This window comes from Paenibacillus sp. FSL H7-0323, assembly GCF_038002725.1.
In the GTDB taxonomy this organism is placed as follows: Bacteria; Bacillota; Bacilli; order Paenibacillales; family Paenibacillaceae; genus Paenibacillus_AQ; species Paenibacillus_AQ odorifer.
Map to the genome: position 1 here is coordinate 3,297,392 of NZ_JBBODB010000001.1, position 23,909 is coordinate 3,321,300.

The 23,909-nt window shown below is 46.0% G+C and carries 19 protein-coding genes and 1 other RNA gene; 2 read left to right on the forward strand and 18 right to left on the reverse strand.

All coding sequences use genetic code 11. The annotated features are described in order from the left end of the window. Positions 1-127 precede the first annotated feature (127 nt). Positions 128-2,062, forward strand: a complete 1,935-nt coding sequence (locus MHH89_RS15140) for a S8 family peptidase (protein ID WP_341087484.1) — start codon at positions 128-130, stop codon at positions 2,060-2,062. A 5-nt stretch (positions 2,063-2,067) separates the two neighbouring features. Here MHH89_RS15140 and pdxR read toward each other — a convergent pair whose 3' ends face one another. Further along, entirely contained in the window at positions 2,068-3,498 is a 1,431-nt protein-coding gene (pdxR, locus tag MHH89_RS15145) for a MocR-like pyridoxine biosynthesis transcription factor PdxR (protein ID WP_341087488.1), read from the reverse strand. Between the two features lie 93 nt (positions 3,499-3,591). On the opposite strand from pdxR, the gene MHH89_RS15150 reads away from it, so the two are divergent. Next, positions 3,592-4,812, forward strand: a complete 1,221-nt coding sequence (locus MHH89_RS15150) for an aminotransferase-like domain-containing protein (RefSeq protein ID WP_341087490.1) — start codon at positions 3,592-3,594, stop codon at positions 4,810-4,812. Between the two features lie 1,360 nt (positions 4,813-6,172). Here the strand turns inward: MHH89_RS15150 and rnpB are convergent. From rnpB to MHH89_RS15235, 17 genes are all read right to left on the reverse strand, one after another. Then, positions 6,173-6,575: RNase P RNA component class A (gene rnpB / locus MHH89_RS15155), an RNA gene on the reverse strand. A gap of 64 nt (positions 6,576-6,639) precedes the next feature. Further along, positions 6,640-7,755: a Nif3-like dinuclear metal center hexameric protein gene (locus MHH89_RS15160; RefSeq protein WP_076098536.1), complete on the reverse strand. Its 1,116-nt coding sequence runs from the start codon at positions 7,753-7,755 to the stop codon at positions 6,640-6,642. After that, positions 7,731-8,501, reverse strand: a complete 771-nt coding sequence (locus tag MHH89_RS15165; RefSeq protein ID WP_341088812.1) for a tRNA (adenine(22)-N(1))-methyltransferase — start codon at positions 8,499-8,501, stop codon at positions 7,731-7,733. The genes MHH89_RS15160 and MHH89_RS15165 overlap by 25 nt, the downstream gene beginning before the upstream one ends. A gap of 5 nt (positions 8,502-8,506) precedes the next feature. Further along, positions 8,507-9,331 carry a hypothetical protein gene (locus tag MHH89_RS15170; RefSeq protein WP_036683797.1) on the reverse strand — a complete coding sequence of 275 codons (825 nt, stop codon included), beginning with the start codon at positions 9,329-9,331 and terminating at the stop codon, positions 8,507-8,509. Between the two features lie 110 nt (positions 9,332-9,441). Beyond that, positions 9,442-10,575, reverse strand: a complete 1,134-nt coding sequence (gene rpoD / locus MHH89_RS15175) for an RNA polymerase sigma factor RpoD (protein WP_036683799.1) — start codon at positions 10,573-10,575, stop codon at positions 9,442-9,444. 40 nt (positions 10,576-10,615) lie between these two features. Then, positions 10,616-12,436, reverse strand: a complete 1,821-nt coding sequence (gene dnaG, locus MHH89_RS15180; protein ID WP_036683805.1) for a DNA primase — start codon at positions 12,434-12,436, stop codon at positions 10,616-10,618. 39 nt (positions 12,437-12,475) lie between these two features. Further along, positions 12,476-12,955 (reverse strand): YaiI/YqxD family protein, encoded by a 480-nt coding sequence (locus MHH89_RS15185; protein ID WP_076103766.1) that lies wholly within the window; start codon positions 12,953-12,955, stop codon positions 12,476-12,478. A 162-nt stretch (positions 12,956-13,117) separates the two neighbouring features. Then, positions 13,118-15,193 (reverse strand): glycine--tRNA ligase subunit beta, encoded by a 2,076-nt coding sequence (glyS, locus tag MHH89_RS15190; RefSeq protein WP_341087493.1) that lies wholly within the window; start codon positions 15,191-15,193, stop codon positions 13,118-13,120. Then, positions 15,186-16,073, reverse strand: coding sequence for a glycine--tRNA ligase subunit alpha (gene glyQ / locus MHH89_RS15195; RefSeq protein ID WP_036683820.1), 888 nt, complete (start codon positions 16,071-16,073; stop codon positions 15,186-15,188). The genes glyS and glyQ overlap by 8 nt, the downstream gene beginning before the upstream one ends. A 420-nt stretch (positions 16,074-16,493) precedes the next feature. Then, positions 16,494-17,249, reverse strand: coding sequence for a DNA repair protein RecO (gene recO / locus MHH89_RS15200; RefSeq protein ID WP_036683821.1), 756 nt, complete (start codon positions 17,247-17,249; stop codon positions 16,494-16,496). 36 nt (positions 17,250-17,285) lie between these two features. Beyond that, positions 17,286-17,429: a YqzL family protein gene (locus MHH89_RS15205; RefSeq protein WP_076098533.1), complete on the reverse strand. Its 144-nt coding sequence runs from the start codon at positions 17,427-17,429 to the stop codon at positions 17,286-17,288. Positions 17,430-17,542: 113 nt separating this feature from the next. Further along, positions 17,543-18,436, reverse strand: coding sequence for a GTPase Era (gene era, locus MHH89_RS15210; RefSeq protein WP_036683823.1), 894 nt, complete (start codon positions 18,434-18,436; stop codon positions 17,543-17,545). A 668-nt stretch (positions 18,437-19,104) separates the two neighbouring features. After that, the gene (locus MHH89_RS15215; RefSeq protein WP_076129005.1) at positions 19,105-19,524 is read right to left on the reverse strand and encodes a cytidine deaminase; all 420 of its coding nucleotides are present in this window, start codon (positions 19,522-19,524) and stop codon (positions 19,105-19,107) included. Between the two features lie 241 nt (positions 19,525-19,765). Then, complete coding sequence (locus tag MHH89_RS15220) at positions 19,766-20,161, reverse strand: diacylglycerol kinase family protein (RefSeq protein WP_076129003.1); 396 nt, start codon at positions 20,159-20,161, stop codon at positions 19,766-19,768. After that, positions 20,161-20,658, reverse strand: coding sequence for an rRNA maturation RNase YbeY (ybeY, locus tag MHH89_RS15225; protein ID WP_076129001.1), 498 nt, complete (start codon positions 20,656-20,658; stop codon positions 20,161-20,163). The genes MHH89_RS15220 and ybeY overlap by 1 nt, the downstream gene beginning before the upstream one ends. After that, positions 20,655-22,910 carry an HD family phosphohydrolase gene (locus MHH89_RS15230; protein ID WP_076128999.1) on the reverse strand — a complete coding sequence of 752 codons (2,256 nt, stop codon included), beginning with the start codon at positions 22,908-22,910 and terminating at the stop codon, positions 20,655-20,657. Before MHH89_RS15230 ends, ybeY begins: the two co-directional genes overlap by 4 nt. A gap of 14 nt (positions 22,911-22,924) precedes the next feature. Continuing rightward, positions 22,925-23,896, reverse strand: a complete 972-nt coding sequence (locus MHH89_RS15235) for a PhoH family protein (RefSeq protein WP_036683834.1) — start codon at positions 23,894-23,896, stop codon at positions 22,925-22,927. Positions 23,897-23,909 lie beyond the last annotated feature (13 nt).

The window sequence follows — 23,909 nt, forward strand, 5'->3', positions numbered from 1 at the left end:
TTCGAGATACTTATTCTCTCTGATATTATCATAAAAAACGTTAGGAAGGTATCCTTTTCTAAGATGCATAAAAGATACGCTCTCTTCTAAACCTATAGACATTACATTGCATAGAGGAGCGGAAATCATGTCACGAAAAAATCTAACAGTTGCAGGTTTGGTTACAGCAGCTTTTACAGTTGGGTTACTTACCTTTGCCCTGCGCCCTGCCACTAATGGGACGACCAGAGATGTCGCAAAAGTCGCTGTTCAGAATCCGGCTCCAACTTCAGCTTTGCATTCACCTCCAAATCCCTCTCAGGAAAAAACATTAAAGAAAACCTCCTTAAGCCAGGATGTGGAGGCAACAGATCATCTGAATAGAGTCGATGTCAGTAGACACTTAACTAAACTCCTGTCTGAAACAGACGGGATGTCTTCGATTCATGATAAATCAGTGTATGCGAAACGATTGCAGCAAGACCACGGGTTTATCTCCATGCTGATGTGGATCGATTTCCGCACACAAAAGACTGAGACCTTTAAGTCGTCTTTTCCAAAAGGAACCGAACAGGAGAACAAACAGCTTCTAAAATATCTCAATACGGCAAAATCAGCAATCCACGGTCATCAATCCTATGAATCTCCAACGTTTACAATCGGTAAAGAAAAATATTACTTTATCGCTCAGCGGAACAAAGAGAAAAATGTAGGGATTATTGCTCTTATTAACCAAAAGGTGCTTGGGCGTGTGGCAGACCATCAGCTGAAGAACCTGCGTCTCATTCCGTATCCTAAGGAAGGCAAATACCATGTGGAATCAGTCCATACCGATAACTTAAAGGACATTACAGTCAAGACCGGCCATGATAACGAAAATGCCAGCCATTTTTATGAGAATGAAATTGTAGTCCGTTTTAAGGGAAATGCTCCGACTCAGGGACAGCTCCAGACGATAACCGCCGATATCCACTGCAAGCAGCCACGCAAGCTGGGATATGCCTATATCTTTCGCTCTGAGAAGATGACCTATTATCAGCTGAAATCCTATTTCACCAACAAATGGCATCCCGAGTATACGGAACCTCACTATATGTATTTAACCAATGATACCATCACTAAAAACGCTGAAGGAACTGTCACGCCTAACGACATGTTATTCTCCACTTACCAATGGAACCTCCCGGCGATTGAAACTGAGCTAGGTTGGAATCTTTCCAAAGGCAGCAAAGAAGTGGTTGTAGCCGTAGTCGATACGGGAGTACAGATTAATCATCCTGATTTACAAGGTAAGCTTTTGACTGGTTACAATGCCATTACCAATGGTTCCACACCCGAGGATGATGTAGGTCACGGTACACATGTATCTGGAATCATTGGCGCACTTGTTAACAACGGGGAAGGTGTAGCTGGCATCAGCTGGTACAATAAGATCCTCCCTGTAAAAGCGCTAGATAACTCAGGTGCCGGAACGACTTATTCCGTAGCAGAAGGTATCATATGGGCAGCTGACAATGGCGCAAAGGTTATTAACTTAAGTTTAGGGAATTATGCCGACTCGCAGTTCCTCCATGATGCGATTAAATACGCCTATGACCGGGACATCGTGCTTGTGTCTGCAGCAGGCAATGATAATACAGAACGGCCTGGATACCCTGCAGCTTATCCCGAAGTGATTGCAGTGGCTGCTACAAATGCTTCAGGGGAAAAAGCCTCCTTCTCCAACTACGGCGATTATATTGATGTCGCTGCACCCGGAGAAAGCATCGCAAGCACCTATCCGGACAGCCAGTATGCCGCTTTATCCGGCACGTCGATGGCCAGTCCCCATGTCGCTGCGCTGGCGGGTCTGGTACGTTCACTGAATCCTAATCTGACGAATAAAGAAGTTATGGACCTTATGACCAAAAACGCTGTTGATCTGGGAACTTCCGGCCATGATAAATACTTTGGCTGGGGTCAGGTCGATATTTATAAAACGCTACAAGCGGCAAGCGGCAATCAAGTTCCATTGCAGCTTTTTCCTCAACATGTACGCCAGCAAATGAATCAATTAAAACAAAGAACAAATAACACCCCATAACCGTGTCATTGCAAAAACCGGCCAAGTAAGCGCAGAAACCGCTTTAACCCTTCCTCCATTTCCGATTCCTTCATTTGCGAATAGCAAAGACGGATGTGGCGGGAAGGCGTTTCCGCAGAGTAACAGACATCACCGGGTAAAAAAGAAATGCTCTCCTGCTCCGCCAAGTCATGCAGGCTTGCGATATCAGGAGAAGGGGGCAGCTCCAGCCAGAGATTAAGTCCTCCCTCTGGTAGAATATAGTTCACTCCAGGCGGCGCGTACAGCTTCAGAAGCTTCGCCGCCTTTTCCATACGACCACGGAGTGTAATTCGTAGCTGTGCTGCGTAGGCGTCGTATTTTTCAGCGATGAAGGGTAATACGGCCTTCTGTGTCAGCAAGGGACTTCCTAGATCACTCGCAGATTTAGCGGCGATCAGCCGGGACAGAATATTTCCTTCTGCAGCCACACAGGCGATTCGGCAACCAGGTGCAAGTACTTTGCTAAAGCTTTTCATATAGACTACATGTCCATCGGGATCCATTGATTTAATCGCCCTAGGTGGTGGTGCATGGAAATATAAATCACTAAATGGGTCATCCTCAACAATGAGGCAACGGTAGCTGCGCGCTAATTCCAGCAGTCGTTGTCTTCTTGTGATGCTCATAGTTACGCCGCTTGGATTTTGAAAAGTAGGGATGGTATAAATTAGCTTTGGCGGTCTTTGATCACACATTTTTGTAAGAACATCCACTCGCATCCCTTCACTATCGGTAGGCACAAAAATCATCTCTGCACCTCGTCCCGCAAAAACATCAATAGCACCAGTATAGCTAGGCGCCTCAAGATAGACTGTATCTTCAGGACCAACAAATGTACGAGCCACCAGATCAATGCCTTGCTGAGTCCCGCTGGTTATCATCAAATCGGAAGAAGTGAGTGAAACCCCACGCGATTTCAAATGTTCTCTCATGACATTCCGCAGCTCAAGATCTCCCTGAAAATTCCCGTAGGTTGCCATAAGCTCCGGTTGCTCTTTGACCAAGGATGCATAGGTGTCACCAATATCTTGAAGTGGCAGCAGCTCACTGTGGATGGCGGCTAAATGAAAGGGATATTTCACTTCTGAAACATCAAAATTCCGCCAAAGCTGAGCCCGCGGCAAATAATCATCATATAAATCCTGCCAGCAACCCTCTTCTTGACGTCTATTATGGGTTGGATCGGCTACAAAGCAGCCTTTACCCTGTCTGCAGTAAATAAGTCCTCGTTTCTCAAGCATATCGTAAGCCTTGCTTACTGTAACCTGACTCACGTTCAATGTTATAGCTAGACTTCTAACGGAGGGCAGCCGGACACCTTGCTGAAGCAGTCCTGATGAGATCCGCTGACTGAGGGTTTCACTAATTTGATGGGGCAGAGTTTTGCTGCCGCTGCGATTCAAATCGATATGCATGAACCCTTCACCTCCACTGTTATATTCAACGCTTTACTGTTATACAGCACTCCTATTATGATAGCATCAAATCGAAAGGTGGAGAACTAATTTATGGATATCAAATACTCAACGGCAGCCAATCATCTAGGATCATCAGCAGTTCGGGAGATTCTAAAAGTTACACAAGGCAATGACATTATTTCACTTGCAGGCGGGCTGCCTGGGGAGGATTTGTTTCCCTTGGAGGCCGTACGTGATGCCTATAATCGTGTGCTCTCCAGCGACACCTCAGCGCTTCAATATGGGCTTACCGAGGGTTTTACTCCACTACGTGACAAAATAGCTGAAAGGCTTACCCGGCAAGGCATCCCGGTTACAGCCTCTGAGATGGTATTGACTACAGGCTCACAGCAAGCTATAGATCTGTTATGCAAAATATTGCTGGATCCCGGCGATGCAGTTTTTGTGGAAGCGCCCACCTATCTGGCAGCACTACAGGTACTCGGTTCTTACCGGGCTGCTATTCATTCGATACCAAATGATGAACATGGCATTCTGCAGGATCAGTTGGAAGAGCAGATTCGGATACATCGGCCAAAACTGCTATACGCAGTTCCGACCTTCAACAATCCGTCTGGAGCAACCTGGAGTAAAGAGCGCCGCGAGAAGGTGGTTGAAATCTGCCGCCGTTACGGTGTTCTTATTTTAGAGGACAATCCCTATGGAGAAATAACCTTTGATGAAGATAAAACTCTATATCCACCCTCATTAGCCTCCATCGATAGAAGCTGCGGCGGGGATCATTGTGTAGTCTACACAGGGACCTTCTCCAAAATCGTCGCCCCTGCCCTGCGCACCGGCTGGATTATCGGCGATTCCGAACTAATCAAGACCATCGCCAAGGCAAAGCAAGCAGCCGATCTGCATTCCAGCACCATCGACCAGCGTGCTTTAGATGAACTGCTGTTGCATTTTGATATTGAGCAGCATATCCGCCTCATCTCAAGAGAGTATCATTCGCGTATGAAGCTCCTGTCCGCGGAACTCAGATCACATAACTGGAAAGGAGCACATTTCCTCGAGCCAAGAGGCGGCATGTTCCTATGGCTTACCCTTTCCAAAGAGATCAATACTAAGGAATTACTCCCGCTGGCAGTGGAAAACGGAGTAGCGTTCGTACCCGGAGAGGTATTCTATTCAGCGGAGCCTCACAAAAACAAAATGCGCCTTAACTTCACACACACGCCACCAGAGCAAGTCCCTGTTGCTGTCCAGCGTCTAGAGAAAGCATTGGTACAATGGCAGCAAAATCAAAACATCGTTCGGTCGTAAACAACTGCTCGTAATCAATACCTACGATGGCAAAATAAAACGGCTTCTCCATCCTTTATTGGACGGGGAAACCGTTTTTTGTGAGCAGATTTCTGAGCTTTCACTTTTGCGCATTTGCAGAATGTTACATTTACGCATTTCTGCAAATCTCATTTTCGTATTTTTACTTTTAGTGTTTTTGCACATCACATTTCGCAATTCCACATTGAGCGTTTCTGCTCAGCTCATTTCGTATCTTCACATTTCACATTCAGCAATTTTCACACTTCATATTTCTGATTTCCACATTTCAGCGCCTCTACAGATCCCATTTTCGTATTTCCCCATTCAGCAATTTTTGCTCGTCACATTTCGCATTTTCACATTTCAGCGTTTCTGTACAACTCATTTAGCATTTTCACATTCGCATTTCTACACTTTGCACGTCATATATCCCATTTCCCACATTTCGCTTTCCGCATCACCAAACATCCTCTAGTTACTCAACACATCTACCACTCAATTAACTCCGATTTCACAGCGAAGTACAGCCAGAGGTTCTTATTGATATGATGCTTCTGATACCAATCTTTCCGCAGAAGATTAGCCAAGCTCCGCATTGTTACAGTTTGCTAGCTACTAGTCTAATTCTGGCGTCAAAGTAACCATGGCGTTCGGAAGTTCGGGAGTTCTGAATTCTGGAGTTCTGAGTTCTGGAGTTCTGGAATTCTGGAGTTCTGGAGTTCTGGAGTTCTGGAGTTCTGGAGTTCTGGAGTTCTGGAGTTCTGGAGTTCTGGAGTCTAGAGTTCTGAGTTCTGGAGTTCTAGAGTTCTAGAGTTCTGAGTTCTGGAGTTCTGGAGGTTTGTATCGGACCCCAGCGCTCTTATTTGCATCAATTCCGCTCATTTGGTTTGCTATCGGACCCCATAGTCACTATTCGATCCAAAACGCCCGATATCCACCCTATTTATGCCGAATAACGGCTCTCCAGTCCGAAACTCCTCCAAAAAGGCATAAAATACACAAATAGCTGCATCTCGGTCCGTTAGCATATCAGCTCATCAAACCATCAACCATCATCCATCAACCATCATCCATCAACCACCAGCCATCTATTCATCAACCACCAGCCATCTGCTCATCAACCACCAGCCATCTGCTCATCAACCACCAGCCATCTGCTCATCAGCCCATCAGCCGCTAGCAATTCTTCTAAAAAGTCTAATTTCTGCATATCACGTTCCAAATCCCTGCATGTTATCGCATTCACCGCTTTATATATTTGCCGTATCCGCATTTGTTTGCAACAAAAAAGGCGGCGTAAGCCGGGTTACCGGGATACGTCGCCGTTTGTATGGTGTTGTTATTATAACGTTGCAGTTAGGAAAGTTTGCCGTAAGCCGGGTTCTGTGCTCGTCGTGGTTCGATCGGGAACTACCCTCCCACCATAAGCGACAATCATCTATCTAGGCCATACATTACTGCACAGCTCCAGCGACCAACCTAGACGCGCCTCAGGCTAAGGCTGCTTATTCAGCTGCGTCTCATTAGGTCTTGCTCCAGATGGGGTTTACCAGGAACGAAGTCACCAGCGTTCCTCGGGGTCTCTTACACCTCGGTTCCATCCTTGCCTGTGCCGCCCTAAGGCGGCCATCGGCGGTCCATTTCTGTGGCACTATCCTTCAGCTCGCGCCGACTGGACGTTATCCAGCATCCTGCCTTATGGAGCCCGGACTTTCCTCCCGTGACGTCTTCACGTCACCGGCGATTGTCTGTCAAACTTTCCGAACAACATTATATATTATACAGACATCACATGTCTGGCACAAGCATTATTAAATGGCAATTTTATAGGAACTTAAATGGCTCCGTATTCACCTGCGAAGCATGCACAGCTGTATCATACTTATGCTCGGCCAATTTTCCAGCCATCCACTCCGCTACTTTCTCTTTCATGATCTTCTCCGCATTATGTCCCGGATCAATCAGAGTGATTCCGGCGAGCGCAGCATCCTGAACTGTATGATAATCCAGATCCCCAGTAACCAGGACATCCGCACCGCGGAAAATAGCACTGTTATAATACTTTCCACCCGAGCCGCCGAGAACGGCAGCTTTACGAATCGGACGGTCCAAATCACCAACAACCCGTACATGGTCTACCTTCAGGCCTTTTTTTACCGTCTCCACGAATTGTCCAAGGGTTGTAGGCTCTTTGAGCTTTCCTACCCGCCCAAGTCCTAAGCTGCGGCCTTTAAGATCCATTGAGTACAAATCATAGGCAACCTCTTCATAAGGATGGGCCTTAAGCATAGCCTGCACCACTTTATTGCGGATGGAGTGCGGGACGATCGTCTCAATACGAATTTCCTCGGCACGTTCCATCTTACCTTTTTCCCCGATATAAGGATCCGTGCCTTCTCCTGGAATAAAAGTACCGTATCCCTCGATATTGAAGCTGCAATGACTATAGTTGCCAATTGCCCCTGCTCCAGCATTCAGAATAGCATCCAGAACCTTCTGATGATGATCCTTCGGCACAAATACTACCAGCTTTGATAATTGCTCGGAGTGAATGTCTTTGATGGGTACTCCGTTTTCTATGCCAAGAGCTTCAGCCATCCAATCATTCATTCCACCTTCGGTGACATCCAGATTCGTGTGGCTGATGTACACCGCAATGTCATTCTTAATTAATTTTTCATACATTTTGCCCGCCGGTGTGTCTGTCTGGATTCCTTGCAATGGACGGAAAATAATCGCATGATGCGCAATAATCAAATTGCAGCCTAGACGAATCGCTTCTTCAACTACCTCATCATTCACATCTAAAGCAACTAATACATTAGTGATTTCTTTTTGCAGCGTGCCCAGTTGAAGGCCAATTTTGTCCCAATCCTCAGCTAAATGCTTAGGAGCCAGTTGCTCCATATACTGAATTACTGTTTGTCCCTTGGCAAACATTGTAGCACCTCCGTAATTTCCCTGATCTGACCTTGAATCTGTTTCCGTTTATGCTCAGCAGATTCGAGTTCTGAACGTGACAACGATGTTAAAATGCCTTCCAATTTCTGAATCTCACCCTGCCACTTAGCAAAAAACACAGTATTTGGCGCTTGAAGCAGCCATGGTCCCATTTGAAGCAAGGCCTCTTGCCCAAAGACTTTAGCGGAATCCCCCAAGGTTAATTCACGATATACACTTTCATTTGTAATTCCAGCTTCCGTATTTTCTGGTACAGCCGTCAATACTTCATATAGCTTCCCGTCTTCTTCCAAAATTCTCTCAGCTACGAGTACCCATTTATTATTTAATAACCAGCGGCGCAAAATATCCTCGCCTACATTCGGCTGAAGCAAAAGGGTTGTAACCTCTTTTAGCTTCCCCTGGCTTTGACCCCGGTCCAGAATCGCGGCAATTAATGCGCCTCCCATGCCAGCAATCGTGATACAATTGACTTCACCAGGTTCCAGAACCTCAAGGCCATCTCCACGGCGCACCGAGATCACCTTCCCTAGTCCAGCCTCTGCAACGCCCTTACAAGCAGCATCAAAGGGACCCGGGTTTACTTCACCTGCAATTGCAAACACAGCCTTACCGCTTTCGACAGCGGCCACAGGAAGCAAGGCATGATCGGAACCGATATCTGCTAATCTGCTTCCTTGCGGAATTTGCTCCAGCAATTGCTGAAGCCGATCTGATAATTTCACATTGTTCATGTTGCCACCCACGTTATCCATTTTTTTCGAAACCCAAACAACAAAGCTAACCCTGCTGCAATCTTTAGGATCAGCATCAATGAAATCCACTGCGGATAATCCTGTCTTAATAAAAGAGCGTCAAGCTCTGGCATGATCCAAAGCGATACTCCCACTGCAAAATAAACACTGGCAACACCTCTTACCTTATGATGCAAAAGCCAGCTTAACCATACCATCAGCACACACAATGGCAGCCATAGGAACTCCAGTTCAAATATAGAGGCCTCCGGGCTTCTTCCACCGAAGAACCCTGCATACAGTAATGCCCAAAAAGCAAAACCACAGTACTGCAACAAACCTATCCGGAGTAAAAATCCCAAAATACACCATAACAAGCCGCAGCACCCAATTAGAATAGGCCTCCAGAGCTGAGGATCCAGATCATGCAAATCAATCAGCCATAGCCCAAAACCAAGCGTTAAAACACTGCCCAGCCCCGCTAGGATAAGACTGATAACATTGTTCCGGTCCTTATAAACGGCGGAGTATCCATAACAAATAATTAATACAGATAGTGCGGTTGCAAGTTGCAAAGGCCAGGGAAAAACGCTAAAATAAAGACTAATCAAGAAAATCAAGGAAATAATTCCAAAAGAAAACAGCCAAATTTTGATGCTTCCCTGCTGTAAATTTCTCAGCGATATTGGATTGTTATCCTTATTCGCATCCTCATCGTCATACAGATTGGTTAAGAAATCGCAATACTGCTCTGGCAGCAACCGGCTTTTTCTCCAATACTGAATCTCTTTTATAATGATGTCGCGTTTTTCCAAATTCACTGGCTCATCCTTCTTTCCAGATACACAAGGTCAACACATTTTTTACCAGCGTAAATTCAAATAAAAGAACCTCCTGCCACTGAGCAGCAGAAGGTCCAGTTCATGAAATACTATTCAAGGAAATCCTTAAGCCGTTTACTGCGGCTAGGGTGACGAAGTTTGCGCAATGCCTTGGCTTCGATCTGGCGGATCCGTTCCCGGGTAACACCAAACACCTTGCCGACTTCTTCAAGCGTTCTTGTCCGTCCATCATCAAGGCCAAAACGCAGACGAAGTACATTCTCTTCACGCTCCGTGAGCGTGTCCAGCACATCCTCCAGCTGTTCCTTCAGGAGTTCATAAGCCGCTGCATCCGCAGGAGCCAATGCTTCCTGATCCTCAATGAAGTCTCCTAGATGAGAGTCATCTTCTTCACCTATTGGTGTTTCCAAGGATACAGGTTCTTGGGCAATCTTCATGATCTCTCTAACTTTCTCCACCGTCAGTTCCATCTCAGCCGCAATTTCCTCTGGGGAAGGTTCGCGTCCCAGTTCTTGCAGCAATTGGCGAGAAACCCGAATCAGCTTGTTGATCGTTTCCACCATGTGTACAGGAATACGTATGGTACGCGCCTGATCCGCAATCGCACGAGTGATGGCCTGGCGAATCCACCAAGTCGCATACGTACTAAATTTGAATCCCTTGTTATGGTCAAATTTCTCTACTGCTTTGATCAGACCCATATTACCTTCCTGAATCAGATCCAGGAACAGCATACCGCGTCCGACATAACGTTTCGCGATACTTACTACGAGACGCAGGTTCGCTTCTGCAAGACGGCGTTTAGCTTCTTCATCGCCATTCTTAATCCGCATAGCAAGCTCAACTTCATCGTCAGCCGACAACAAAGGAACGCGTCCGATTTCTTTTAGATACATACGGACAGGGTCATTAATCTTGATCCCTGGTGGCAGCGACAGATCGTCATCAAAGCTGAAATCATCGCTGTCTTTATCCTCATTATCCTCACTTGGTCGGAGGCTGTTAACCTCTTCATCGTTCTCGTTTACAACCTCAATTCCCAAATCACTGAGTTGCTCGTAGAACTCCTCCATTTGCTCGGGGTCTTGATCAAACGGCGATAATTTCTCCATAATATCTTTGTAATTTAATGATGATCTTTTCTTACCTTGCTCAATGAGCTGATCCTTCACCTGATCCAAAGTAAATTCTGCTTCCAATTCAGTATGCTGATCGTTCGCCATAATTCGACTCCCTCCTCCCTAGGTACATCCTGTCAACATGTCATTGTCTCTCTAGGGCTATAATCTCACTTGCTATTTGTGCCGCACGCAAAAAGTCACCTGACTTTTCAGCCTGAATCATCTCTTCACGCTTCTGTTCCATTTTGCGTTGCAGTGGGTATTTCCGCACTTCACGAATACAATCATCTAGAACCTGCATATTCCAGTCCGGAGGGGTATCCATCATGGATATTGATGTCGCAGTTTTCTCCAGACGATCATCCTGAAGTGATGATAGAAACCGACTAATGCCGGGTGGTTTGCCTTGCGCGTAATAGGCATATAGATAAGCAGCAATTGCCGCATGATCAACGATGTTGAAATCTTCTCCGAGGCGTTCGCCTACATACGTGGCGGCTTCCGGGTCCTGAATCATAAAGGACAATAGACGCCGTTCCGCGACATGATAAGCGGGTAGTAAGGTCGGTGTCTGCACCTGCCCTTTTTTATGCCTACCATTATTCCACCTTTTGTCGTTATTATCCCCTTCAGGGATGTTTTTTTGCATCGATGCCCTAAGTAAATTACAATCCTGCTTCAAACTATCATAGGAAAGTTCGAGTTCAGCAGCGATTTCCTTCAGATAAACCTCTCGCTCTGTTGAGGAATGCAGTGAAGCAATAACTTCTAAGGCTTCCTTGACATAGGCGATTTTGCCATCTTCCTCTAGGAGTATATGGTTTTTTTTCAGATATATAAGCTTAAATTTTATGGATGAAACTGCTGAATCAATAACCTGATCTTTAAATCTTTCTCCTCCATGCTTGGAGATAAATTCATCCGGATCCACCCCGCTTGGCAGTAAGGCGATCTTTACACGCAGGCCGCTGCCTTCAAGCATCGGAATGGCCTTCATGGCTGCTGCTTGTCCCGCCCGGTCACCGTCGTAAGACAGTATAATTTCATCAGCCAGGCTTTTCATCAGTGCCACATGACCCTCCGTCAAGGACGTTCCCATCGTTGCTACGCCGTTATGCACACCCGCTTCCCAGGATGAGATGACATCTCCGTATCCTTCAAACAGGACGATTTGTCGAGTTTTGCGAATGGATGCTTTGGACTGGTGCAAATTGTACAATATCCGGCTTTTGTTAAACAACCTACTCTCCGGAGAATTTAAATACTTAGGTTGACCCTCTCCAAGTATTCTTCCGGCGAATGCGATTACCTTGCCTGTACGGTTGGCAATCGGAAAGATAATCCGGCCACGGAAACGATCCAAATAGCCTTTGCCCTCACCGCGGGCTGACAGAAGTCCGCCTTTCTCCATTTCCGCAAGATCAAAATTTCGTTTCTCCAAAAACTGCAGCAAAGTATCCCAGCGGTCCGGAGCATATCCGATCTGAAACTGATCAATCATTTTATCACTGAAGTTCCGGCCTCTTAAATAGTCCATAGCGGCTTTGCCGTGTTCCGTGTTCTTCAGCAAGTAATGATAGAACTTTGCCGACCATTCATAAGCTTGAATCAACCGGTCGCGTTCCGGATCAGGAGGAGACATCATACCTCCCTTACCTTCTGGAACGGGAATATCACTTTCTTCAGCCATTATTCTGACAGCTTCGGGGAAGGTTAATCCTTCGATTTCCATCCTAAATTTGATGGCATTTCCACCCATACCGCAGCCAAAGCAATGAAATACTCCCCGGTCGGGGGTAACAGTAAAGGAAGGGGTTTTCTCCGAATGGAACGGGCAGAGGCCCCATAAATATTTCCCCTGCTTGGACAAATGAACAACCTTACCGACTGTATCGACTATATCATGACGCGCAAGCACGCTTTCGATAACCTCTTCCGGAATATTGCCGTGTCCGCTAGCCACTTCAACCACCTTCATCTCTTAACAAATAAATATAATTCGCTATTGCTCCACATTCTCCTGCAAAAGTATTAAAAGTTTTGTCAGTTTATGTTGAAAATAAGTTTTTTCTTCTGCCGTTATGGGTTTTGGACCCTTGGAATAATGTCCCCGTCTTCGTTCCACAGCCCTGGCATGTCTACCCTCCAACATAAAATCCATCTTGAAATTGTCGTATTCCTGACCACGAAATGAAAGCACACTGCACCTTTTACCTAATGCAAGTGCCGCAAGACCATAATCTTGAGTCAATACCACATCTCCAGCAGTAATATGATTGGCAATATATAGATCGGCACTCTGATCTCCTCGATCCACCTGCACAACCGTTACACCCTCTTCAGCTTTCAGTGCATGGTCATAAGAAGATACCATAAGTACCGGAACACCAAAGGTGCGACCTACCTCAGCGATCTCTTTTTTGACCGGACAAGCATCCCCATCCACCACTATCGTTCTAGACTGGGACTTCTCCATGATCATCACCAATTTCCCGTGTAATATATATACGCCCTCTCCGCAAGAAATCCTTCTTTCTAAGCATAAATACGGAACGGATGTCAAATGACGCATTGGCACCGTTCCGTATATTTATACCCCAAACCAACATTCTATACCATAAGATTCAAATTTTCTTGATTAAAATTACCAGACAAGCTTCGCAAAATCAGCGAACGACTTGGAGTCAGCATCAATACCCGCAAGCAGAGCCAAACGGTTAGCACGCACTTGCTCGTCCTCCGCCATAACCATAACGGAATCAAAAAATGTTGTAACGGCGTCTTTTAGACCCGAAAGAATCCGAAGTGCTTCTTCGGCATTTTTTGCCGCCATAGCTTCAAGGTAAGGTGTGTGAAGCTCCTGCCATGTATTAAAAAGCTGCAATTCAGCATCTTCTTTAAGTAAAGCAGGATCAATCACTTCACTGGTTGCTTTACTTGCCAAATTACTGACACGAGTAAGCGAATCTACGGTAATCTTGAAATCTGCTTGGTCGGACACAGCAGCCATAAGAGCACGGCTTCTGCCCACAACATCTACCACGTCGTCAAAACCAGCCGCTGTAACAGCGTCCACAACATCATAGCGTACATTGTCAGATAAAAGACGTTTTACACGCAGACCGAAGAACTCGTACAGGTTTATACGTAGTTCATCTCCAGAATGTTTCGTATTTCCTGAATTTTCATGAATTTCAATCGCCGCTTCAAAAATTTCGCGCAGCGTAATTGGCAATTTATGCTCAAGCACAATTTGGACAATACCTGCAGCCTGACGGCGCAGGGCATATGGATCCTGAGATCCTGTCGGGATGATGCCGATGGAGAAGCAGCCAACAATCGTATCGATTTTGTCCGCTATGCTGACAACTGAACCTGCTTCTGTTGAAGGTACAGCATCTCCTGCAAATCGTGGCTGATAATGCTCGAAGATCGCTTTTGCCACAGTTTCAGGCTCGCCTGCTTTACGTGCATAATCTTCACCCATTGTTCCTTGCAGCTCAGGAAATTCATAAACCATTTGTGTTACAAGGTCGAATTTACAAATATCCGCAGTGCGACTTACTTCGGACACAGCAGAAGCTGACAGTCCAAGCTTCACAGCCAGACGATCAGAGATTTGGCGAATACGGCGCACCTTATCCCCTACGCTGCCCAAATCTTCATGGTAAACAATGTTCTCAAGCTTGGCTAACGCATCGTCAATCTTCATCTTTTGATCTTCTTGATAGAAGAATTTGGCATCTGATAGACGAGCACGAAGCACTTTTTCATTTCCCTTAGCGATAACATCCAAGGATTCTGCATTCCCGTTACGTACAGTTACAAAGAATGGCAGTAGCTTACCAGCTGCATCAAAAACAGGGAAATAACGCTGATGCTCACGCATCGAGGTAATCAGCACATCTTGAGGAATCTCTAAGAAAGATGGATCAAAGGTTCCAAAGAGCACGGTTGGTGTTTCTACCAAGAACAGTACTTCTTCCAAAAGATCTTCTTTAATCGCAATCGTCCAGCTTTTCTCTTCAGCCAATTTGTTAATTTGATCTAGGATAAGCGTTTCCCGTTCCTTCACATCCACAAGTACATGCTGCGCACGCATGCTCTCCACATATTGCGCAGGCTCCGAGATTACAGTCTCTGTACCCAAAAAACGATGTCCACGGCTCACATTACCCGCTTTTACATCCGTAATTTCCAAATCAATGATCTCTTTACCAAAAAGAGCAACCATCCAGCGAATCGGACGAACGAATTTAAAATCGTAAGCTCCCCAGCGCATGTTCTTCGGGAAAGTCATTGCATTTACAATACCCAGAAGTCCTTCTGTGAGCAAAGAAGCAGTCTCTACACCCGCACTATTTTTTGTGGCATAAATATATTCCACGCCAGCTAGCTCTTTAAATGTAAATTGCTCTGGAGATACACCTTGACTGCGGGCAAATCCTAGCGCAGCTTTACTCCAGTCGCCGTTAGCATCCAGCGCGATTTTGCGTGAAGGTCCTTTGACCTCTTCGCTAATATCCTCTTGCTTCTCAGCCGCGTCCTTAACAAATACAGCGAGACGACGTGGCGTAGCATATGCAGTAACTCCAGCATGGTTTATACGTGCAGAATCCAACCAATTGGACATTCTATCTTGCAGCTGTTCCATCGCAGCACGGATAAAACGTGCAGGAATTTCCTCCAGACCGATCTCAAACAGGATATCTTTAGACACGGTCAGCACCTTCTTTCTTCAGCAGCGGGAAGCCAAGCTTCTCGCGTTCCTCAAGATATGTTGCCGCTACGGAGCGGGCAAGATTACGCACTCGGGTAATAAATCCAGTCCGTTCAGTTACACTAATTGCCCCACGCGCATCGAGTAGATTAAAGCTATGTGAGCATTTCAACACATAATCGTAGGCTGGAAACACAAGATGTTTCTCCATCGCTCTACGTGCTTCCTCTTCATACATGTTGAACAGCGAGAATAACATTTTTACATCCGATACTTCAAAAGTGTAGGTAGAATGCTCGAACTCCGGCTGATGAAAAACATCACCATAAGTCATACCGCTTACCCATTCAAGATCAAACACATTTTCTTTATCCTGAATGTAAGAGGCTAAGCGCTCCATACCGTAAGTGATTTCTACAGCAACAGGGTTAGCTTCGATGCCACCTACCTGCTGGAAGTAAGTAAATTGAGTGATCTCCATACCGTCCAGCCATACTTCCCATCCCAGACCCGCACAGCCCAGTGACGGATTCTCCCAGTTATCCTCTACAAAACGGATGTCATGCAAGAGCGGATCAATACCGAGTGCTTTCAAGCTATCCAAATAGATCTCTTGAATGTTATCTGGTGAGGGTTTGATGATTACTTGGAATTGGTGATGCTGATACAGACGGTTCGGGTTCTCTCCATAACGACCATCGGAGGGACGACGTGAAGGCTCTACGTAAGCCACTCTCCAAGGCTCAGGACCTAGCGAGCGTAAAAAAGTCATAGGGTTCATCGTGCCAGCGCCTTTTTCTGTGTCATAAGGCTGTACGATGATACAGTTCTGTTCAGCCCAGAACTGCTGCAGTGTCAAAATCATCTGCTGGAAGTTCATAATACCGTCTCCTTCGCTTTACAAGTTTTTTACAACAGCTTGCCTAAAACTTTCTACCATGGAGGCGGCACTTTTAGCTCCTGACAGCAACAAAAAGCCCCCGCCCCCATGCCTGATTAACAGACATAGGGACGAGAGCTTAACTTATTCTCCCGCGGTTCCACCCTACTTGATTTCATACCTTGTATGAGCAAGTTTGCTGCCAAGACAAGAACGAAATCCACTTTCATTCGCCGCATTCGTACTCCCGGGTGCCATGTTCATGAACGTTGTCCCGCTAGGCTTCCACTGCCCCCAGCTCGCTGAATAACGACAATACAGTCCACTACTTTCCCGATCAATGCACGCCTCTCCCCAATTGGAGCATAACGACGATCATATAATAAACTGATCCTATAGTAACGGAAAAATCAGCTTTCGTCAAATCTTGTACTTGTCGAGCTGGTCTAGGAAACTTTGTGACTTCAGCTTTAATCCGAGTTGCACATCCATAAAGGCCCGCATAATTTTTTTCAGCTCATCCCGGCTGCTTTCCTTTACATCCACATTGCCTAGTCTAGTCAGGTCAAGTCTGGCGAATAATCGCAGCAGCTTCAACGCACGAGCAGAGACCTCCATGGCTGGAGGGTCATTATGTTTACAACTGCGGCACAGTGCTCCACCAAGGCGAGGGCTGACCAGCAGTTGATCATCCGGCTTCTCGGCACCACAAATTACACAAGAATCGAATTCAGGACCATAACCGGCTGCCTGTAAGATTTTCATTTCAAAGACATTTATGATAACGCCGGGTTCCTTGTCCTCTTCAAGTGCATTAAGACAGGCCGTAAGCTGGCGAAACCAGAAGCTTCCCGTTTCCTCATCATGCAGAACACGATCAAGCAGTTCACACGCATAAGACGCATAAGCAGCTTTGATCAAATCCTCACGCAGCGGATGGTGCGACTTCGTAATTTCGCCAGAATTCAGTGTCCCAAGTCCTCCATTATTTCTAAAAAAAACAAATTCCCCAACGGTGAACAGTTGGATCAATGCAGCATGGCGGCTTTTGACCTTCTTTGCGCCACGCACCAGAACCCCTACTTTTCCCGCGTTCTCGGTGCAAAGCGTAATAATTGCGTTCCCCTCGCCGTAGTCCATGCTGCGGATGACGATCCCTTCCACCCTGTGTAGCATGCCTCTTCCCCCAACCATTCGGCAAGCAACCAGTCCTTATTGCGCTTCTTCATCACAGGCCTTCTCTTCCTCCACTAGCTGTAATCCACTATCTTCAAGCGGATGGCCAGCTTCCTTATACAGCAGGTAAGCATCGACGTCTCCTGTCATTGCAAAATACTTCCACGAAAAGTTTCGCATTCGTATTCATCCTTTCTTGGGAAAGACGATGTCTCTTATCAAGAATTAGGATGGTGCGATGGAGCAGGTTCTATCCTTGCAATTCCTACCAAACGAGGAATAACGGAATTAACTTAAAGATCTTTATGGAAGCCCAAATCCCGCAGAACGCGGTCCTGATTGCGCCAATCTTTTTTCACTTTTACCCATAGCTCCAGAAAAATCTTCGAACCCAGCAGGTTCTCAATATCTGTCCGAGCCCGTCTGCCGACCTCTTTCAGCATTGCCCCTTGCTTGCCGATAATAATTCCCTTTTGCGAATCACGCTCAACAAAAATAACAGCTGAAACATGCACTACTCCATTAGGCTCAACCTTCATATCTTCGATGGCTACAGCAATAGAGTGCGGCACTTCTTCACGAGTCAAATGCAGAATTTTCTCCCGGATTAATTCCGCGCAGACAAATTGCTCGGGGTGATCCGTGATTTGATCTTCCGGATAATACTGAGGGCCTTCCGGCAAGTACTTGGCAACCTGCTCTAACAGCGTGTTAACATTGCTGCCCATCTTCGCAGAAATCGGAATAATTTCGGCAAAATCATGCAGCTTGTTATATTGAGCCATAAGCGGGAGCAGAGCTTCCGGCTCTATTTTATCGATCTTGTTGAGCACTAGAATCACCGGTGTCTTCAGACCATTTAATTGCTCGGCAATGTAACGGTCTCCACCGCCCAAGCCCTCTGACGCATCCACAAGGAATAACACTGCTTCTACTTCACCCAGTGTACTCATTGCAGTCTGGTTCATGTAGTCGCCTAGCTTGGACTGTCTTTTATGAATCCCCGGTGTATCCAGGAATACGATTTGTGAAGTGTTTGTTGTGTAAACACCATGGATTTTGTTTCTGGTTGTCTGTGGCTTATCCGACATAATGGCAATCTTCTGGCCAATGACCTGGTTCATGAGTGTTGATTTACCTACGTTTGGTCTGCCGATAATTGCGACAAAGCCTGATTTGAATTTCATATTATCTTCCCTCCATACTTACCTTCTAAATTTGCGTTTGAAAATCTTTTAAGATCTTTTTCGATCCCCCTAAATCCCCCTTAGCCAAGGGGGACCCCAAGGGCCCCGGCCCTCTGGACACCCGGAAATGGGCGTAACTGCAACGTTAGGCTGGATTAGAGGGACTATGGTGCATGAGCGCTTTCCTCCCCTATCGGGGACACGCTTCACTGTCGCTTATTCATACGGTTCGCATTGCCCTCACCATGAATAAAGATTACTGAGATGATTGGCTTTAGGCTGTGTTACAAGTAACCTTACGTAATTAGAATCGCTGACGGCTTTTGCCGTGGCGCTTACCTCGTAATGTTACTCTAAAAACACATAGTTTGCACCAGTTTAGCCTAACTTGGTAGAACTAGAACACTTTTAATTGTACTTTGTACAACTAATTTTAGGTTGAGTTTATGTTTTTGGTGTTTTAGTTGTATTTTGTGCAATTAAATCCTGTCTTAAGAGCCAAATATGGGCTTTATCATAAATTTAATTGTACTATCTGCAACTAAATTCATTTTTGTCGCGAAAGAGTAGCAATTTAACTGTACATTGTGCAATTAAAGTAGCAACCTTCGTCTAACTATGCCTGATTTGCCCTTAAACAGGCACAGGCATTAAATCAAAATCTCATTTTATTCTGGAGCTTGTCCTTGCTTCAGATCTACGGGACCAAAAGCGCCTGGAAGCAATTCTCCCACCGTAGTCTCAACGATATCACCCTTCATGTTCCCAAGAATAACCTTCATATCCGGCGAACACAACTCAATCATTACTTGCCGGCACACACCGCAAGGTGAAACGGGGCCGTCAGAGTCAGCTACTACGGCAATTGCTTTAAAAGAACCAACAGCGTGTCCATCCGCAATCGCACGGAATAGTGCTGTCCGTTCCGCACAGTTGGTTGGCCCAAAAGCAGCATTTTCCACATTACAGCCGTGGTGAATATGACCATCCTGATCAAGAAGGGCAGCTCCCACTCCGAATCGGGAATATGGAATGTAAGCTTTTGCTCGTGCTTTAATCGCCTCTTGCATAAGAAGAGTAGAATCCATATTTTGACCTCCTAAAGTTTTGTGAGTATTGACTTCATTGATTTTTCTTCGCACAAAACTTACTTCGTAAACATCTAATTAGTTTCGTTTATCGTTATTTTCTCAGCGTGCACTAAATTTTATCAGCGTACTTCATGAGATATATTCGGGTGCATAACTCACTTCAAATTATTCAGTAACGAAAGAGGCGGAATCGCAAAACGCGGGTCCGCCTCTCCCCTGAATTGATTTTGTATCCTGATTATGACATAAGTCCGCTAATCCAGTCCATCACAGGGTGATAAAAAACATAGATCCCAACTAAGACAGCAAACACCGCCGTGAGAAGCACAGCTCCTGCGGCGGTATCTTTTGCTCTCTTAGCCAGTGGATGAATCTCTGGCGAGATCAGATCAACCGTCGCTTCAATCGCCGTATTGAGCAATTCGGCAGTTAGGACAAGCGTGATCGAGAACAGCAGCAACATCCAACTGGCCAGCGGAAGTCTGAACACGGCAGCGGCTATTAGCACAACCACCGCTAAACAGCAATGCACCTTCATGTTAAGCTCGGATTTGAATGCCGACACTAAGCCTTGCGATGCAAACCGAAAAGAGTGCCAGAACTTCTTGTGCCCTACCGCCGTGTTCTTCACCATTAGCGCGTCAACCCAACCTGAGATAGTACTTTTTCTTGCTTGGACATCATCTCTGCTTCTGAAGCTTCATCTTGATGATCATATCCTAACAAATGCAGAAATCCGTGAACGAAAAGAAAACCAAGCTCTCGTTCCAGTGAATGGCCATATTCCAGCGCCTGCTCCTGCGCACGAGTTACGGAAATGATTATATCCCCAAGTACGTCTGGAACATCTTCCAGCGCCTCGCCTTCCTCTACCTCGTATATAATGTCCAGCTCGTCCTCTCCGCTTTCATTCATAGCAAAAGAAAGCACGTCCGTCGGACGGTCAATGCCCCGATATTCCAAATTCAACTCATGTATACGAACGTTATCGACAAAAGTAAGAGCTACCTCGCCCCGATCGATCCCTTCCGCTTCACCTGCTTTTTGCAAAATGCTCTCCAGCAGCGTAATGAGATCGTCCTTTATCTCGTATTCTTCCTGCTCGTTATCCCAAACGATCTCCAAACTCATGGGTTAGGTGCCCCTTCCTCTTTTTTCGGCTTTCGCACATCTTCTGGATATTCGATCCGTGAGTGGAAAATTCCCATAACCGTCTCCTTCAGAGTCCGTGCAATAATATCCAATTCTTTAATCGTCAAATCACATTCGTCAAACTGATGATCATCCAGTCGACTTTTAATAATCTTCTCAATCATCGTTTCCACCTGCAGAACAGTTGGCTTACGCAATGATCTCACTGCAGCCTCGACACTGTCGGCAATTCCCACAACGGCCGCTTCCTTCGACTGGGCTTTCGGTCCAGGATAACGGAAATCTTCCTCGGTAAAATCAGGATCGACACCTTTTTCTTCCGCCAGCTTCAGTGCCTTATGGTAAAAATAATGCAGGAACGTTGTTCCATGATGCTGCTCCGCAATATCACGGATTGGTTTTGGCAGCTTATATTCTCGTTGCATTTCCACCCCGTCACGGGCGTGGGCAACGATGATAGATTTACTAAGCTTCGGTTCAATAGAGTCATGTGGATTTTCCATATTATTTTGATTCTCGATAAAATAAAACGGACGTTTTGTTTTGCCAATATCATGATAATACGATCCAACCCGGCACAATAGCCCATCTGCTCCAATCGCTTCCGCGGCAGCTTCTGACAGGTTACCTACCATTACACTATGGTGATAGGTTCCCGGCGTTTCGGTAAGCAGTTTGCGCAGCAGCGGGTGGTTTGGATTAGACAATTCTACCAGCTTCAATGCCGATAGAATACCAAAGGTTGCCTCGAAAAAAGGCATTAGCCCAATCACAAGTACAGCCGTCAATAGTCCCCCTGCAAAAGCAAAACCAACCGAATACAAGGTACCTACCTCTTTCCATGCTCCTCCACCTAACAGTATCTGCATAAAGACTGTCAGACAGCCAAAAAGCGATACCATAATCCCGCCTTTAAGGAGCGTGGAGCGTTGACCCGCACGGTGAGTCGCAAAGATAGCCACGTACGAAACCACGATAGCAAAGAAACCAAAGTTAAAATCAAAGATTGAGTTCTGCTGCACATTCAAAATAACACTCGCCAGTACACTGAATAGAATGGAGCAGAAATAGGCCAAAGGCATGTCCAGAAGCATTGCAATTAACATTGCGCCAATCGCCACCGGTGCCAGGAATCCGATATAAGATCGGACATCGGTCTGCAAAACAGCGGCCAGCCGCATAGAGATAATAGTTATAACAAATACAAGCACCAGCATCAATAGCTGAGAATTGTTGTACTTAAAGCCTGAGGTGCCGCCTGAATAACGAATGAACGCAAGCAAACCGACGGAGAGCATCGCAGAGAGAATCAATAGGCCTAACTGTGGCCAGTAATTCACCTCATTGCTTAGTAGTCCATTCTCATCCAAAAGAGTGTAGAGCTCTGGAGTAATTAGCTGCCCCTTAGCAACAAGCGTGTCCCCTTGCTCAATGAATACATCAGGTGTGTTCTCCCGGGCTTGTACCTTCGCTTCCTTGGTAGCATCCTCATCGTAGAACTTGTTACTTGTGATCACAAGACGCACAAGCTCCTGAACAACCTCACGCGCTGTACGCTGGCTTAGAGAACTAATACTGACCTGTTCCGCTACCTTGGCGCGAGCGGTCTGCGCATCTGTAATCTGATCATTCATCAGCCTAGTTACAATATCTCGGGCGACAGGCTTCATCTCGATAATGTCCTGAGAGGTCAGGCGCGGAATCTTAATGTAAGTCTCTTCCGGAATGACATAGGTCTGCTCTTTGATGACAGATTGCATTTCATCCAAGAGGTGATCTGAATATGTAGCGCTGCCCCGATTGGAAGCTACGAAATTCAAGATGAAATCGCTGGCTCTCTGCGGGATTTCATCACGATAAATCCCCGTCTTATCGCTTTGCGAGATCAGATCATCCTGATTGAGGCGATCTATCCGGTCCAGCAGCGAGGTCACTAGGTTGTCTGCCCTCATCGGGATAATTTTGTACTTGGGAGATACGCTTTCGGCCGCTTCCTCAGCTGCTTTTAACGTAGCTTTGGTGTCCTTAATTTGTTTCGGTGCCGTTATTTCCTTTGCACTGTAAGTATTCTCTTTAATATCATATTTCTTAGGTAGCAATTCTGGCGACAAGCTGAAGTAGAACACTAGTCCGAGTAACAGGAAAAGAGCATAGCGTGTCACTGCGCTATACTTCCATCCGTTGTTCGTATATACAAATCCGCTTAATTTAGATGGTTGCTTTGAAGCCATGAAGACAATCCCCTTTATTGGAGGTTTTCGGCAGAGCGGTCATAGGCAACGATAATTTTCTGCACCAGGGAATGCCGTACTACATCCTGTTCCGCGAAGTAGACAAAGCCAAGTTCTTCTATGCCGGATAAAATCGCTTTGGCTTCAATCAAACCGGATTTCTTGCCGCGGGGCAGGTCAATCTGGGTAACGTCACCTGTAATCACCATTTTGGACCCGAAGCCGAGTCGAGTCAGGAACATTTTCATTTGCTCAGGTGTTGTATTCTGCGCTTCATCCAAGATGATAAATGAATCATCCAATGTACGTCCGCGCATATAAGCCAGCGGAGCAATCTCAATCAATCCCCGTTCAAGTGCCTTAGCCACCTGATCGGGCCCCATAACGTCGTATAATGCATCATAAAGCGGACGCAGATATGGATCTACCTTTTCTTGCAAATCCCCTGGAAGGAATCCTAGACTCTCTCCTGCTTCTACTGCGGGACGCGTAAGAACAATACGCTTAACCGAACCTTCTTTCAGTGCCGTAACTGCAAGCACCACTGCCAAGTAGGTCTTCCCCGTTCCTGCAGGACCGATTCCGAATACAATATCACGCTTCTTGATCGTTGTCACATAATGCTTCTGGCCGACCGTTTTGACACGGATAGGCTTTCCGCGAAAAGTTGTAGTAATTTCTCCTTTGAACAAATCGAGCAATTGATCAGCACGAAAATCTTTCGCCAGTTCCACAGCGTACTGCACATCACGTTCAGTAAGTATGTAACCGCTCCGAATGAGGGACAGTAGCACATTAAACAATTGCCCCAGCATGTCTACTTCCCGCTCAGCTCCACGAATCGTTAGCTCTGCTTCACGCGAATCAATAATGGCGGGAATTTCACTCTCGATGATTTTTAAGAATCCATCCTGCGGGCCAAACAGCGATTGCGCTTCTCCCGCATTTTGCAAAGATATACGAATGCTTGCAGTCTGTTCTGACAAGTAGCCTCATTCT

What these genes read in the sequence shown, in the direction of transcription:
- MHH89_RS15215 (WP_076129005.1), bottom strand. Translation starts at nt 19,524, where the DNA reads ATGGATTCTACTCTTCTTATGCAAGAGGCGATTAAAGCACGAGCAAAA.
- MHH89_RS15150 (WP_341087490.1), top strand. Translation starts at nt 3,592, where the DNA reads ATGGATATCAAATACTCAACGGCAGCCAATCATCTAGGATCATCAGCA.
- glyQ (WP_036683820.1), bottom strand. Translation starts at nt 16,073, where the DNA reads ATGAACTTCCAGCAGATGATTTTGACACTGCAGCAGTTCTGGGCTGAA.
- MHH89_RS15185 (WP_076103766.1), bottom strand. Translation starts at nt 12,955, where the DNA reads ATGATCATGGAGAAGTCCCAGTCTAGAACGATAGTGGTGGATGGGGAT.
- recO (WP_036683821.1), bottom strand. Translation starts at nt 17,249, where the DNA reads ATGCTACACAGGGTGGAAGGGATCGTCATCCGCAGCATGGACTACGGC.
- MHH89_RS15230 (WP_076128999.1), bottom strand. Translation starts at nt 22,910, where the DNA reads ATGGCTTCAAAGCAACCATCTAAATTAAGCGGATTTGTATATACGAAC.
- MHH89_RS15220 (WP_076129003.1), bottom strand. Translation starts at nt 20,161, where the DNA reads ATGGTGAAGAACACGGCGGTAGGGCACAAGAAGTTCTGGCACTCTTTT.
- rpoD (WP_036683799.1), bottom strand. Translation starts at nt 10,575, where the DNA reads ATGGCGAACGATCAGCATACTGAATTGGAAGCAGAATTTACTTTGGAT.
- MHH89_RS15140 (WP_341087484.1), top strand. Translation starts at nt 128, where the DNA reads ATGTCACGAAAAAATCTAACAGTTGCAGGTTTGGTTACAGCAGCTTTT.
- ybeY (WP_076129001.1), bottom strand. Translation starts at nt 20,658, where the DNA reads ATGAGTTTGGAGATCGTTTGGGATAACGAGCAGGAAGAATACGAGATA.
- era (WP_036683823.1), bottom strand. Translation starts at nt 18,436, where the DNA reads ATGAAATTCAAATCAGGCTTTGTCGCAATTATCGGCAGACCAAACGTA.
- pdxR (WP_341087488.1), bottom strand. Translation starts at nt 3,498, where the DNA reads ATGCATATCGATTTGAATCGCAGCGGCAGCAAAACTCTGCCCCATCAA.
- MHH89_RS15160 (WP_076098536.1), bottom strand. Translation starts at nt 7,755, where the DNA reads ATGTTTGCCAAGGGACAAACAGTAATTCAGTATATGGAGCAACTGGCT.
- MHH89_RS15205 (WP_076098533.1), bottom strand. Translation starts at nt 17,429, where the DNA reads ATGCGAAACTTTTCGTGGAAGTATTTTGCAATGACAGGAGACGTCGAT.